Here is a 13,118-nt window from a genome sequence, read left to right on the forward strand (position 1 = left end):
TGGGGCCTGTGGGGCCGAGCCGCCGGAGGCGGGGGGCGGCGGCCCTGCGGGGGCGGCGGTCGGGAGGGGAGGGCCGCCGGCCGGCGGCTGGGGAGGAGCGGGCGCGGCGGGCGGCCGCTCTCCCACCGACCGGGCCGCCTGCTCCGGCGCACCGTCCGCCGGCCCGTCCGGCCTGCCGGGACCTTCGTGCTCGGTGCTCACTGCACTCTCCTAGGGGGCGTCTGACGAAAACGCGGAACGCTGCCTCGGGCAGCCTGTGACCGCAGTCTTGCCCATGCCCTGTCAGACGGGCGTAAACGACCGCGCCCTTCCGTGCCGCTCCGTTCCGCGTCCGGTTCCTTCCCGTCCATGACACCATGGCGCGGGTGAGAGCCGACCCTCGGCGCATCGCCGTCATCGCCCACCGGGGGGCGTCGGAGGACGCCCCCGAGCACAGCCTCGCCGCCTACCGTCGGGCGATCGAGGACGGCGCGGACGGCCTGGAGTGCGATGTGCGGCTCACCGCCGACGGCCATCTGGTCTGCGTGCACGACCGCCGCGTCAACCGGACGTCCAACGGCCGTGGGGCCGTCTCGGCGCTGGAGTTGGCGGAGCTGGCCGAGTTGGACTTCGCGGCCGGCCGGCCCGTGGCCGGGGGCCCGGCCGGCGAGGCGCCGGACACCGTGGACCCGGAGCGGAGCGCGGTGCTCACCCTGGAGCGGCTGCTGCGCCTGGTGGCCTCGGCGGACCGGCCGGTGGACCTGGCGATCGAGACCAAGCACCCCACCCGCTGGGCGGGTCAGGTGGAGGAACGGCTGCTGGCGCTGCTTGACCGCCATCCGGTGCCGGGCGAGGTGCGGGTGATGAGCTTCTCGGCGCGCTCGCTGCACCGGGTGCGCCGGGCGGCGCCCGGACTGCCCACCGTCTTCCTGATGCACTTCGCGCTGCCGCGCCACCGGGGCGGCCGGCTGCCGGCCGGGGTCGGGATCGCGGGGCCGAGCGTGCGGATGCTGCGCCGGGACCCGGGGTATGTCGCGCGGGCCAGGACGGCCGGCCACCGGGTGCACGTGTGGACCGTGGACCGTCCCGAAGACGTGGAACTCTGCGCCGAGTTGGGCGTCGACGCCATCATCACCAACCGCCCGCGCACCGTGCGGGAACAGCTCGCCGATCTCGGCTGAACCGGGGCGCGCGAAGAGACGCGATCCCGGACAACCTCGCGGTAAACCCGAAGTGCCGCAGTGAACGGCAATGAACAACGATGAACGCCGGCGAACGCCTATGAACGGGCGCCTCCTTGATCCGTCGTTCTTACCCCGCGTGCCCCGGCGCATTCGCTTCGTATCCGATCATTACGAGTACGTCAACGGATCTCACGTGGCCGGTTTCCGGTGTGTTCCCGCAGGGCATCGATCCTGTGGCGTGGGGCAAAAGGAGGTTCCGGGGGTGGCGTTCGTGGTCACACAGCAAGTGCCAAGGACGTCGTCAATGGCGGTGCTCCACGGCCCTACCGGCGTGGGGATCGCACGACGACGATTGCGATCGGAATTGCGGGAGAATGGCACCGAGGAAACGATCATCGAAGATGCGACGTTGATCCTTTCCGAACTCCTCAGTAATTCCTACCGACATGCGCGCCCGTTGGACGACGGGCAGTCGATCAGGGCGGACTGGTGCCAGGCCGCCGACGGTTCGCTCACCATTTCCGTCACCGACGGCGGCGGGCCGACCAGGCCCCGACTCAGCTCCCCCTCGGTGACCGCGCGAGGCGGCCGGGGGCTGACCATCATCACCTCGCTCTGCCGCTCCTGGGGCGTGCGGGAGACCGGCGCGGGTTCGGCAGTCACCGTGTGGGCGGTCCTGGCGGCGCCGGGCGGCTAGGCTCGCCGGACGACCAGAGCCCAACGCACGCAGGAGAGCCGTCCGTCATGGCGAAGAAGCGCCGACCCCGCCCCCAGAACGCCGCCGCGACCAGGCCCGACACCACCTCGGGCGAGATCCCCGTCGTGGGCGCGCGGGAGCCGTGCCCGTGTGGTTCCGGCCGCCGGTACAAGGCATGTCACGGCCGAGCCGCGGCGCAGGCCGCCACCGAGTTGGTCCGCCGGCCCTTCGAGGGGCTGCCGGGCGAGTGCGACTGGGTCGCGCTGCGCGAGCTGGTTCCGGCGGCGACCGCCCCGCTGGTCCTCAGGGACGGCCTGCCGGCCGACGTGCCGTCCGTCACCCTGGGCACCGTGCTCCCCATGGCCTGGCCCGCGCTGCGTCGCGACGACGGCTCGGTGCTGCTGGCCATCCAGAACGACACCGCCACCGGCGACCTCAGCCGGGACCTCGCCGAGGTGCTCGGCCGGGCGCTGACCACCGAGCCGGGCAACCCGGTCCCCGCCGGCCGCACCGACCCCCAGGGGCCCAGGCTCCAGGACCTGTTGGACCTCGACGCGCCGTTCGTTCCCGAGGTGCGCGAGGGCTTCGAGTTCTGGCTGGACGACGTGCGCGCGGCCACCCCCGAGGTCGCCGCCTCCCTGGAGCGCGCCAACGAGGCGGCAACGCCCACCGCCCGGCTGACCGGCGTGGACGCGGCCTACTGGTGCCAGACCCCGGAGCGCAACCACCTGCGGTGGGTGATGGCGCACCCCGAGGACGAGCTGCTGGACGCGCTGGCGCGGCTGCACGCGGGTGGCGCCTCCTCGTTGGGCGAGGAGACCCGGCTGGTGGGCTCGTTCCGCGCGCACGGGCTGACCGTTCCGGTGTGGGACCTGCCGAGCGCGATGGGCGCCGACGAGTGCGAGAAGCCGGCGGCGGCGTTCGGCGAGCGGCTGGCCGAAGCGTTGGCGACGCGGACGCCGCTGTCGGCGGCCGAGCGGCGCGCGAGGAGTGGTCTCACCAACCGTCAGATCACGTTGAACTGACGCGCGACGCCGCGCCCACACGAGTGATTCCAGTCACAACTCGCCCCGGATATCGCGAGTTAGGCCCTGAGGTCGCCATCGCGGGATTTGCGAATCCCCGATGACTTGTTACCTTCTCAAGTGGGCCCGGTCGCTGGTGCATCCCCCGTCGCCAGCGATCGGGTCCTCTTCTGTGCCGGTTCTGGGTCGGCCCCCGCTGCCACGTCCGGCCCGGCCGCCGGCCCGCCGCTGGTCCGGCCCCCGAAGTCCGCGCGCCGAACGCGCTCCCCGACCGCCCGGCTCAGTACGCCAGCCGGCTGCCCTGGTCGGGGGCGCTCCGCCCGGCGTCGACCAACACCTCGATCAGCTCGGCCACGCCGGGCAGCACGCCGGCGCCCGAGCCGGCGCGCGCCGGCTCGCGGACCCAGGCCACCGGGCCACGGCCCAGCTCGGACGGCGGCAGCGGGAGATAGCCGCCGTGGCCGTGGAACCGCAGCGAGCTGGGCACCTCGTCCTGGAGGTAGAGCAGCTCCCCCAACTCCGGCAGCTCGTAAGGCCGCACGAGCAGCGCCCAGCGGGTCGGCGTGGCCACCACGGGGCCGCTGCCGAGGCCGGCGCGGTCGAGCGCGGCGAGCGCCTCGGGCCCGGCGACCGCCGGCAGGCTCACCGCGCAGGGCGCGCGGCCGCCGGTGGCCAGCAGGATGGGCGCCCAGGGGCGGACGGTCCACCGCCAGCGCGTCATGCGGGGATCGGCCGTGGCCGCCAGCAGTTCGGGGCCGTCCGGGTGGGCGCCGGGCACGGGGCAGTCCTGCCGGGCGCAGCGGCAGGCGCCGTTGGGGGTGGCGCCCACCCCGGGGAGGACCGGCCAGCCGCGTGCGGCCGCCGCCAGCGCCGCCTCGCGGGCGGCCCAGCCGAGGCCGGCCCAACGGGCGTTCCCACCCAGGCCGTTGTCGTCGTCGTCGGTGCGTCGCTCTCCGAGGATCTCGCGCATCAGCGCTCGTCCCTTCCTTCGCGGGTCACTCGGCCTCACGTGGAACTCAGATCACCGTACGTAGCGGGTCGCGTGGGCGACCGGCGGGGGGCCTTCGCCCTGGCCGCCTTCTTTCGGTAGGACGACGGAACTCAACGATCCGTTCCGATATGTACCCAGTATGCACCCCGGCCGTTCAACTCGACGTTCGGGTGGGGTCGCTTCAGTGGACCGCGCGACGGAGCGTGCGCCCGCTGTTTTTCGCCAATCTCCGCCAATCTCCGCCAGTTCTTGCCAAACCGATCACGGCTCGGCCTGTCGCGCGCCGAACGCCGGGGGCACCTGGGCATCATCCAACACGGCAGGACACAGGCGGACATCTCGTCCGCGCCGCGTGCACCTGGGCCAGGCCCTCCGACCAGGCGTCAGCGGGGACTCGCGACGGTGGCGCGGAACGCGCGCCCCGACGAAAGCCCCCACACATGAGCACCCCACCGTCGCCTCCCTCGCCACCGTCGCCGAAAGTGGCTGGAATCCACCCCGCGCTCGCCCCGGTGTCGCACACTCCCGAGCCGCCGCCCCCCGACGGCCGCCCCGCCGCCGGCGTCGCCGCCCCGGTGCCCCACCCGGGCCCTCCCGAGGACCGGCTGGCCGGCTGGATCTCCGACCTCACCGCCCTCCAGGCGCTCACCGAGCGTATTGGGCGCACCGGCACGCTCCGCGAGGCCGTCGACGAGACCCTGCGCGCCGGCGCACGCCTGTTGGGCGCGCGCCGGGGGCTGTTGGCGCTGCGCGACCAGCCGGAGGACGGCCGGCCCGGCGGCGGCGAACGGCTGCTCGGCCTCGGCCTGGACCGGGCCGAGCTGGGCCAGTGGGAGACGGTCCCCCGCGCCTCCGCCTGCCACGCCCGGCTCCTCGACGAGGCCGTCGGGGCCACCGGCGAGCCCGACCGGGAGATCGGCCACCACGACATCGCGCGGGCCGAGACGCTCCACCCGCGCCACCGGGCGGTGGCCGCCCGGCTGGGCTGTTCGGCCAGCTACGCGCTGCCGCTGACCGCCGAGGCCGCGGCCCCGTTCGGTGCCGCGCTCTGGCTGTTCGACCGCCCCGGCCAGCCGGAGCCCCGGCAGCGGCGGCTGCTGGGCCGCTATCTGCGGCACGCCGCCCGGCACATCGCGGGCCGCCAGGAGCTGGCCCGGGCCAACGAGGCGCTCGCCACGGTGCGGGACGGGCTGCTGCCGGGGCGGCTGCCCCGGATGGCCGGAGTCACCCTGGCCGCACGGCAGTTGGCCACGCCCGGAGGCGGCCAGGTCTGCTGGGACGCGCTGCCGCTGCCGGACGGCGGCCTCGGCCTGGCCGTCGGCGCCTCGTCCGACGCGGGCCCCGCCGCGCTCGCCGCGATGGGCCGGCTGCGCGCGGGGCTGCGGGCCTACGCGGTGATGGAGGGCGAGGACCCGGTGGCCGTCCTGTCGGACCTGGAGCTGCTGCTTCGGCTGACCGAGCCGGGCCGCCCGGCCACCGCCCTCTTCGGCTACGCCGAGCCCGCCGCCCGCCGACTGGTTCTCGCCTCCGCCGGACACCCGCCGCCGCTGCTGCTGGCCGGGGGGCGCGCGAGCTATGTGGACACCACACTCTCCGCGCCGTTGAACATGCTGGCCTGTTGGGAGGCGCCCAGCGTGGAGCTGGAGCTGGGGCACGGCGAAACGGTCCTGCTGTACAGCGAGGGGCTGCTCCGGCGGGCCGGCGGCCCGCTGGACGCGGCCTTCGCCGGGCTGCGGGCCGCCGCCCTCGCCGCCCCGGCCGCCGTCAGCGCCGACCCCGAGGCGCTGGTCGACCACCTACTGACCGCGCTGCCGGCGCCCCGCGCCGGCGGGGCTGCGGGGCCGGGGGCGTGCGGCGAGCACGGCGACGTCGTGCTGCTGGCGGCCCGATTCCACTGACCACCACGCTGTCGCGGCCGGGGGGGGTCGACCTACGATGGAAACCGGCCAGTATCAGACGCGCGCGCGAACGCGGGCGCGGGACGGCCGCGAAGGAGGCCCGAGGTGGCGGAAGAGCAGGCGGCGAGGACCGAGCCGACGACCGGCGAGGAGCCGGAAGCGGCACAGGCGCCCACCGAGGGCGCCGCCGAGACGGCGGAGAAGCCGATCAAGGAACGGAAGAACGGCGTCACCCCAGCGATCTCGGACGAGCTGGCCGAGAACATGAAGCAGGGCTGGGCGGACACCGAGCGCCGCGACCTCTCCCCGATCCCGCAGGCCGAGCACACCGCCAGGCGTCGCGCCGCGCTGTCGGCCCGCTTCCCCGGCGAGCGGCTGGTCATCCCGGCCGGCCGGCTCAAGACCCGCTCCAACGACACCGACTACCCGTTCCGCGCCGCCGTCGAGTACGTCTATCTCACGGGGAACCAGACCGAGGACGGCGTGCTGGTCCTGGAGCCGACCGGCGAGAGCGGGCACCAGGCCACCCTCTATCTGCTGCCGCGCTCCGACCGGGAGAACGGCGAGTTCTGGCTGAGCGGCCAGGGCGAGCTGTGGGTCGGCCGGCGCGACAGCCTGACCGAGGCCGAGGCGCTGCACGGCCTGCCGGTCGCCGACGTGCGCACCGTTCCCGAGCTGCTGAAGAACGCCAAGGGCCCGGTCCGCCAGGTGCGCGGGCACGACGCCGGCGTGGAGGCCGCGCTCACCGACAAGGTCACCGCCGAGCGGGACGAGGAGCTGCGGGTCTTCCTCTCCGAGATGCGGCTGGTCAAGGACGACTTCGAGATCGCCCAGCTGCGGCACGCCTGCGAGGCCACCGCGCGCGGCTTCGAGGACGTGGTGCGGGTGCTGGACCGCGCGAAGGCCACCTCGGAGCGCTACATCGAAGGAACGTTCTTCCTGAGGGCCAGGGTCGAGGGCAACGACGTCGGCTACGGCTCGATCTGCGCGGCCGGGCCGCACGCCACCACCCTGCACTGGGTGCGCAACGACGGCCCGGTGCGCGACGGCGACCTGCTGCTGTTGGACGCCGGCGTGGAGACCACGGAGCTGTACACGGCGGACGTCACCCGCACCCTGCCGATCAACGGCCGGTTCACCGAACTCCAGCGGAAGATCTACGACGCGGTCTACGACGCCCAGGAGGCCGGCATCGCGGCCGTGCGCCCGGGCGCCAAGTACCGGGACTTCCACGAGGCGGCCCAGCGGGTGCTCACCGAGCGGCTGGTGGAGTGGGGCCTGATCGAGGGGCCGGTGGAACGCGTTCTCGAACTGGGCCTCCAGCGCCGTTGGACGCTGCACGGCACCGGTCACATGCTGGGGCTCGACGTCCACGACTGCGCCGCCGCCCGCAGGGAGACCTATGTCGAGGGCACCCTGGAGCCGGGCATGTGCCTGACCGTCGAGCCGGGCCTGTACTTCCAGCCCGACGACCTGACCGTGCCCGAGGCGTACCGGGGCATCGGCATCCGGATCGAGGACGACATCCTGGTCACCGAGGACGGCAACGTGAACCTCTCCGCCACCCTGCCCCGCACCTCCGCCGAGGTCGAGGCGTGGATGGCCGAGCTGCGCGGATGAGCGAGACCCACCCAAGTCGGCCCCCAGGTGTCAAGGGGGCCATTTGGGGTACAGCCTGGGAACACGGGCGCGCGCCCACGCGTTGACCGTGGCACCCACCTTCGAAAGGAGAGCTGTGTCCGCCCAACCGACGGACCCCGACGGGCATAGTCCCGGACCACCTCGCCCGCATCTGAGGCATCGCGGCACACGGCGAGGTGGTGTCAGTTGAGTGCCGCACTCGGTCTTCTCGCCGTCCTGGTGTTGACGGCGGGCACCGGATACTTCGTCGCCCAGGAGTTCGCCTACGTGGCGGCCGACCGGCTGGTCCTCGCCCGTGAGGCGGCCGGGGGCGACAAGCGGGCCGCCCGGGCCATGAAGGTCCAGGAGCGGCTGTCGTTCATGCTTTCCGGAGCGCAGCTCGGGATCACCGTGACCGGCCTGATCGTCGGTTTCCTCGCGGAGCCCGCCCTCGCCGCACTGCTCAGCCCGCTGTTGGGCGGCTTCGGCCTGCCGGACGCCGCCGTCAGCGGCGTGGCGTTGGCGCTGGCCTTCGCGCTGGCCACGGCCATCCAGATGGTGCTGGGCGAGCTGGCCCCGAAGAACCTGGCGCTGGCGGTGCCGGAGCGGCTGGCCAAGAGCCTGGCCGCCTCGACGCTGGTCTATCTGCGGGTCGCCGGGCCGCTGATCCGCGTCTTCGACGCATCCGCCAACCGGCTGCTGCGCCGGGTCGGCATCGAGCCGGTGGAGGAGCTGCACCACGGGGCGACCCTGGAGGAGCTGGGCCATCTGATCGACGAGTCCCACGAGCACGGCCAGCTGCCGCGCGCGACGGCCGAACTGCTGGACCACGCGCTGGAGTTCTCCGAGCGGACCCTGGCTGAGGTCATGGTGCCCCGCGTCGAGGTGAACTCGGTGCGCGCCACCGCGCCGGCCGCGCAGGTGGTGGAGCTGATCAGGGACCACGGGCACTCGCACTACCTGGTGATCGGCGACCGGATCGACGACATCGTGGGCGTGGTCGGGGTGCGCGAGCTGATGCGGCTGACCCCGGAGCGGATCGCCCGCCGCACGGCCGGCGCGCTGGCCAGGCGGGCGGTGCTGCTGCCCGACACCCTGCCGCTGCCGGGCGCGATGGAGCAGATGCAGGCCGCGGGCGAGGAGTTCGCCGTGGTCCTCGACGAGTACGGCGGGCTCGCCGGCATCGTCACGCTGGAGGACATCGCCGAGGAGCTGGTGGGCGAGATCGCCGACGAGAGCGACCAGGTCGAGGAGCTGGCGGTGCGGGACGGCACCGGCTGGCTGGTCGACGCGGGCCGGCGGGTGGACGAGGTGGCCGAGGCCACCGGGATACCGCTGCCCGAGGACGAGTCGTTCGAGACGGTCGCCGGCCTGGTGATCGAGCACTGCGGGCGGTTCCCCGAGGTGGGGGACCGGATCGAGGTGACGCTGGTCGACGGCCGGCGGGCGACGTTGGAGGTGCTGGCGCTGGACCGCAGGGTTCCCGCGCGGATACGCCTGGAGCAGTGGGTGGCCGAGGCGGAGCCCGAGGCGGCGGAGGCCGTCGGGGCGCCCGGGGTCACGGCGGAGGCGGCCGGCGTGCCGGCGCCCGAGCGTGAGCGAGAGGGGCAGCCGTCGTGAGCCCCGGGATGGCGGCCCTGGTCACGGTGGTGCTGCTGATCGGCAGTGGCTTCTTCGTCGCGGCCGAGTTCGCCCTGGTGGCGGCCCGGCGGCACCGGGTGGAGGCGGCGATCGCCGACGGCCGGCGCGGCGCCAGGGCGGCGCTGGCCGGGATGCACGAGCTGTCGCTGATGCTGGCGGGCGCCCAACTGGGCATCACGGCCTGCACGTTGGGGCTGGGCAGCATCTCCAAGCCGGCGATCTCGCACGAGGTGGACCCGGTGCTGCACAGCCTGGGCCTGCCGAGCGGGCTGTCCTACGGCATCGCCTTCGTCTTCGCCATGTTCGTGGTGGTCTTCCTCCACATGGTGGTCGGCGAGATGGCGCCCAAGTCGTGGGCGATCTCCCACCCCGAGCGGTCGGCGATGCTGCTGGCGCCGCCGTTCCGCGCGATGGTGCGGGCGGTGCGGCCGTTGATCTGGGTGCTGAACAAGATCAGCAACGGGCTGGTCCGGCTCTGCCGGGTCACCCCGCGCGAGGAGCTGACCAGCGTCCACGACCGGGAGCAGCTGACGCATCTGGTCTCCGAGTCGCAGCGGCTTGGGCTGATCAGCGAGGCGGACTCTGGGCTGATCACGCGCTCGTTGACCGAGCCGCAGTCGCCGGTCGGCGCGTTCCAGGTGCCGGCGCGGGAGATCGTCTCGGTGCCCCCGTCGGCGTCGGTCGAGACGATCCTGGCCGCCGCATCGGCCAGCGACCACACCCGGCTGCTGGTGGCCGAGGGCGAGCGGGTCGTCGGCTCGGTGCACGCCAGGGACGCGGTGGTGGCCAGGGCCAGGGGCCAGCGGGTGACCGCCGGTGAACTGGCCCGTGCGGTGCCGGAGTTGACCGCGGACGACACCGTGGACTTCGCGGTGGAGCAGCTGCGGCAGCGGCGGGCCTCGCTGGCGGTGGTGCGGGACGCCGAGGGCCGGTTGACCGGGCTGATCAGCCTGGACGACCTGCTGGTGCGCCTGATGGCACCGCAGCCGGCGGGCTGACGCGCCCGCCGCCGACAGGCGGGAGGGCCGTGGCATCGCACGCGATGCCACGGCCCTCGGGGTCTCGCCTCCGGCGTCAGCCGACGCTGATCGACTCGATCACCACGTCCTGGACCGGCTTGTCGTTGGGGCCGGTCTCGGTGCCGGCGATGGCGTCCACCACGGCGCGGCTCTCGTCGTCGGCGACCTCACCGAAGATGGTGTGCAGGTTGTTGAGGTGCGGGGTCGGCTCCACGGTGATGAAGAACTGCGAACCGTTGGTGCCGGGGCCGGAGTTGGCCATGGCCAGCAGGTAGGGCTCCTCGAAGGCGCGCCCCGAGTCGAACTCGTCCTCGAACTGGTACCCGGGGCCACCCATTCCGCTGCCCAGCGGGTCGCCGCCCTGGATCATGAAGCCGTCGATGACCCGGTGGAAGATGGTCCCGTTGTAGAGCGGCTCGCCGTCCTCCTGACCCTCCCAGGGCAGCGAACCGTCCGCCAGGCCAACGAAGTTGGTGACGGTCAGCGGCGCCTCGTCGGGGAAGAGGGTGACGGTGATGTCGCCCTCGCTGGTGTGGAGCGTGGCGCTGGTGGCGTCGGTGGGCTCGACCCCGGCCGGACCCTGGAGGGCCTCCCCGTTGCCCTGGCCCTCCTCCTGCTCGGCGGCCTCCGTGGGCTCGGTCGACTCGGCGACGGAACTCCCGCCGCCGTTGCCTTCCTCGCCGCCCTCGCCGTCGGCGGATTCCGAACCGCACGCGGCCAGCAGTCCGAGGCAGAGCAGCGCCGTGGCCAGGCGCCGGGGAGAGCGGATCATGCGAGGTGCCTTCCAGTCGCGGGGGGACGAACCCGGGGAACACAAAACAGGCTCATCATGCCCCACGGGCGCCTCATCGGCCCCGGCGAGGAAGGGGGAAAACGATTCCCGGCGCGGCGCGCGGCCGGGGAACGGGCGGACGCGCCCCCAACCGCACCGGTCAGGGGCGGGGCGTCTCGTGACGGTGGTCCGACGAACGGGGCGGGGCGCGACGGACGCCCGGCCGGTCAGCCCTGCTGGGTGGTCGGCTTCGGCTCGTCCACCGGGCGGGCGCTGGTGACATCGCCGGGCGCCGCCTGGATCGTGCGGGGCGCCGGGGTCTCCTCGGGCTTGGCCGTCGAGGACGCCTGGGCTCCCTCAGACTTCATCGCGCTGGTCTCGCTCTTGAGGATGCGCGCCGACTTGCCCAGCGACCTGGCGAGGTCGGGCAGGCGCTTGGCCCCGAAGACCAGCAGCACGATGACGAGAAGAAGCAGCAGCTCCCTGATTCCGATCTGGCCCATGGTCCAACCTCCGAGGACGATTCAGCAGGTTCCACACCTTCCGCCACGGTAGCGCGCCGGAAGTAAAGAGAACAGAAGTCCTTGGCCCGTATCCGTTTCCGTACCGCCGCATCGCGATCACCGTGGATCACCGTGGACTACGACGGATCACCGTGGATCACGACGCGGCGGCGAGGGGAAACGGGGCGGAACCATTCAACGGTCACCGATATCGGTTGATACCGGCCGATGTCAGACGTTGACGCCGAAGTCGCTGGCGATTCCCGCGAGGCCCGAGGCGTAACCCTGGCCGACCGCGCGGAACTTCCACTCGGTGCCCCTGCGGTACAGCTCGCCGAAGATCATCGCGGTCTCGGTGGCGGCGTCCTCGCTCAGGTCGTAGCGGGCGATCTCGGCGCCGTCGGCCTGGTTGACCACGCGGATGAAGGCGTTCTGCACCTGGCCGAAGCTCTGCCGGCGGGCGTCGGCGTCGTGGATGGAGACCGGGAAGACGATCTTGTCGACCTCGGGCGGCACGGTGGCGAGATTGACCTTGATCGTCTCGTCGTCGCCCTCGCCCTCGCCCGTGAGGTTGTCGCCGGTGTGCTCCACCGAACCGTCCGGGCTGGTCAGGTTGTTGTAGAAGACGAAGTGACTGTCGGAGACGACCTTGCCGTTCTCCCCGCAGAGCAGGGCGCTGGCGTCGAGGTCGTAGTCGGTGCCGGTGGTCGTGCGCACGTCCCACCCCAGGCCGACCAGGACGGCGGTCAGCCCCGGCGCCTCCTTGGTCAGCGAGACATTGCCTCCTTTGGAAAGGGTTACTCCCACGTTCTCCTCCTGAACTAGCTGTTCCTGCCCCCGCCCCGGCGCACCGTGGGCGCTTTCGAAAATCTACAACACTGTAGAAGGTCGGTGACGGCCTGAACGGGGCATACCCGGGCGTCGTTACGATGACCCCTGGCAGCAGCGGGGAGTGGTGGTGGCGGTGGGTGCGACGGCGGAGCCGGGTGGCGGCCAACGCAAGCGCGGGCGGGGCGAGTTGGAGGCCCAGGTGCTGGCCACCCTGCGGCTGGCCCCGGGCCCGGTGAGCGCCGGCTGGGTGCGGGAACGGCTGCCGGACGCGCTGGCCTACAGCACCGTGATCACCATCCTGACCAGGCTCCACGAGAAGCACGCGGTGCGGCGCGAGCGCTCGGGCCGCTCGTTCCTGTGGACGCCGGCCGCCGACGACGCCGGCCTCGCCGCGCTGCGGATGCGGCGGGTGCTGGAGGGCAGGGACGACCGGGACGCGGTGCTGGCGAGCTTTGTCACCACGCTCTCCCCCGAGGACGAACGGCTGCTGCGCCGGCTGCTCGGCTCCGAGCCCGGGCACCGGACGGAGTGAGCGGCCGTGGGGTGGATCGTGCTGCTTCCGCTGGTGGCGCCGCTGACCGCGCTGCCGATCGCCAGGCTCGCCGAGCAGCAGTCCCATCCGCGCGCCGCCGCACGGATGTTGACCTGGGTCGCGGCCCTGCTGGCCGGGTGCAGCACGCTCTCGCTGGGGCTGCTGGCCGTCGTCGGCACCGCGCAACTGCCGGGCAACCCGCTGCCGGACGGCTGGTCCGACCCCGAGGTGCGGGCGGCGGTGCCCGGTGACGCCGTGCTGGGAGAGGTCGCCGTCCTGGTGCTGGGCGGAACGCTGCTGGCCGTCGGCGTCGCGCTGGCGCGCCGGGCGCTGACCCGGCGGCGGCTGCGGCGCGCGCTGGCGGCGCTGCCGGCGGACGCCAACCCGGCGCTGCTGCCGGACGGGCGGCCCTACGCCTACGCCGTG

General features: G+C 73.4%; 11 protein-coding genes and 2 pseudogenes. 9 read left to right on the forward strand and 4 right to left on the reverse strand.

Annotated elements, in window-relative coordinates; all coding sequences use genetic code 11:
* The first annotated feature begins 356 nt into the window (after positions 1-356).
* From EBN88_RS23515 to EBN88_RS23525, 3 genes are all read left to right on the forward strand, one after another.
* Positions 357-1,160, forward strand: coding sequence for a glycerophosphodiester phosphodiesterase family protein (locus EBN88_RS23515; RefSeq protein WP_122399074.1), 804 nt, complete (start codon positions 357-359; stop codon positions 1,158-1,160).
* A gap of 307 nt (positions 1,161-1,467) precedes the next feature.
* A complete protein-coding gene (locus tag EBN88_RS23520) occupies positions 1,468-1,860 on the forward strand; it encodes an ATP-binding protein (RefSeq protein ID WP_325052781.1) in 393 nt (130 codons plus the stop codon).
* Positions 1,861-1,907: 47 nt separating this feature from the next.
* Entirely contained in the window at positions 1,908-2,885 is a 978-nt protein-coding gene (locus EBN88_RS23525; protein WP_122399075.1) for a DUF5926 family protein, read from the forward strand.
* Between the two features lie 280 nt (positions 2,886-3,165).
* Here the strand turns inward: EBN88_RS23525 and EBN88_RS23530 are convergent, their stop codons facing one another.
* On the reverse strand, positions 3,166-3,855 hold the full coding sequence (locus EBN88_RS23530) for a bifunctional DNA primase/polymerase (protein WP_122399076.1): 690 nt from the start codon (positions 3,853-3,855) through the stop codon (positions 3,166-3,168).
* 503 nt (positions 3,856-4,358) lie between these two features.
* Between EBN88_RS23530 and EBN88_RS23535 the strand changes: the two genes are divergently transcribed.
* From EBN88_RS23535 to EBN88_RS23550, 4 genes are all read left to right on the forward strand, one after another.
* The gene (locus EBN88_RS23535; protein WP_233580878.1) at positions 4,359-5,774 is read left to right on the forward strand and encodes a PP2C family protein-serine/threonine phosphatase; all 1,416 of its coding nucleotides are present in this window, start codon (positions 4,359-4,361) and stop codon (positions 5,772-5,774) included.
* Between the two features lie 207 nt (positions 5,775-5,981).
* Positions 5,982-7,394: an aminopeptidase P family protein gene (locus tag EBN88_RS23540; RefSeq protein WP_233580879.1), complete on the forward strand. Its 1,413-nt coding sequence runs from the start codon at positions 5,982-5,984 to the stop codon at positions 7,392-7,394.
* Positions 7,395-7,601: 207 nt separating this feature from the next.
* Complete coding sequence (locus EBN88_RS23545) at positions 7,602-9,014, forward strand: hemolysin family protein (RefSeq protein ID WP_122399079.1); 1,413 nt, start codon at positions 7,602-7,604, stop codon at positions 9,012-9,014.
* Complete coding sequence (locus EBN88_RS23550) at positions 9,011-10,033, forward strand: hemolysin family protein (protein ID WP_122399080.1); 1,023 nt, start codon at positions 9,011-9,013, stop codon at positions 10,031-10,033. The genes EBN88_RS23545 and EBN88_RS23550 overlap by 4 nt, the downstream gene beginning before the upstream one ends.
* Before the next feature lie 76 nt (positions 10,034-10,109).
* Here the strand turns inward: EBN88_RS23550 and EBN88_RS32070 are convergent.
* The 3 genes and pseudogenes from EBN88_RS32070 to EBN88_RS23565 all read right to left on the reverse strand — a co-directional run.
* A pseudogene (locus EBN88_RS32070) lies at positions 10,110-10,598 on the reverse strand (peptidylprolyl isomerase); the annotation flags it as partial.
* Positions 10,599-11,053: 455 nt separating this feature from the next.
* A complete protein-coding gene (gene tatA, locus EBN88_RS23560) occupies positions 11,054-11,329 on the reverse strand; it encodes a Sec-independent protein translocase subunit TatA (protein WP_122399082.1) in 276 nt (91 codons plus the stop codon).
* Positions 11,330-11,560: 231 nt separating this feature from the next.
* Positions 11,561-12,136 (reverse strand): TerD family protein, encoded by a 576-nt coding sequence (locus EBN88_RS23565; protein WP_122399083.1) that lies wholly within the window; start codon positions 12,134-12,136, stop codon positions 11,561-11,563.
* 157 nt (positions 12,137-12,293) lie between these two features.
* On the opposite strand from EBN88_RS23565, the gene EBN88_RS23570 reads away from it, so the two are divergent.
* Positions 12,294-12,692: a BlaI/MecI/CopY family transcriptional regulator gene (locus EBN88_RS23570; protein ID WP_122399084.1), complete on the forward strand. Its 399-nt coding sequence runs from the start codon at positions 12,294-12,296 to the stop codon at positions 12,690-12,692.
* Between the two features lie 6 nt (positions 12,693-12,698).
* Positions 12,699-13,118 (forward strand): annotated as a pseudogene (locus EBN88_RS23575) (M56 family peptidase); the annotation flags it as partial.

The sequence above is a fragment of the Streptomyces triticirhizae genome (assembly GCF_003696235.1).
In the GTDB taxonomy this organism is placed as follows: domain Bacteria; phylum Actinomycetota; class Actinomycetes; order Streptomycetales; family Streptomycetaceae; genus Streptomyces; species Streptomyces triticirhizae.

What these genes read in the sequence shown, in the direction of transcription:
- EBN88_RS23515 (WP_122399074.1), top strand. Translation starts at nt 357, where the DNA reads ATGGCGCGGGTGAGAGCCGACCCTCGGCGCATCGCCGTCATCGCCCAC.
- EBN88_RS23520 (WP_325052781.1), top strand. Translation starts at nt 1,468, where the DNA reads ATGGCGGTGCTCCACGGCCCTACCGGCGTGGGGATCGCACGACGACGA.
- EBN88_RS23525 (WP_122399075.1), top strand. Translation starts at nt 1,908, where the DNA reads ATGGCGAAGAAGCGCCGACCCCGCCCCCAGAACGCCGCCGCGACCAGG.
- EBN88_RS23530 (WP_122399076.1), bottom strand. Translation starts at nt 3,855, where the DNA reads ATGCGCGAGATCCTCGGAGAGCGACGCACCGACGACGACGACAACGGC.
- tatA (WP_122399082.1), bottom strand. Translation starts at nt 11,329, where the DNA reads ATGGGCCAGATCGGAATCAGGGAGCTGCTGCTTCTTCTCGTCATCGTG.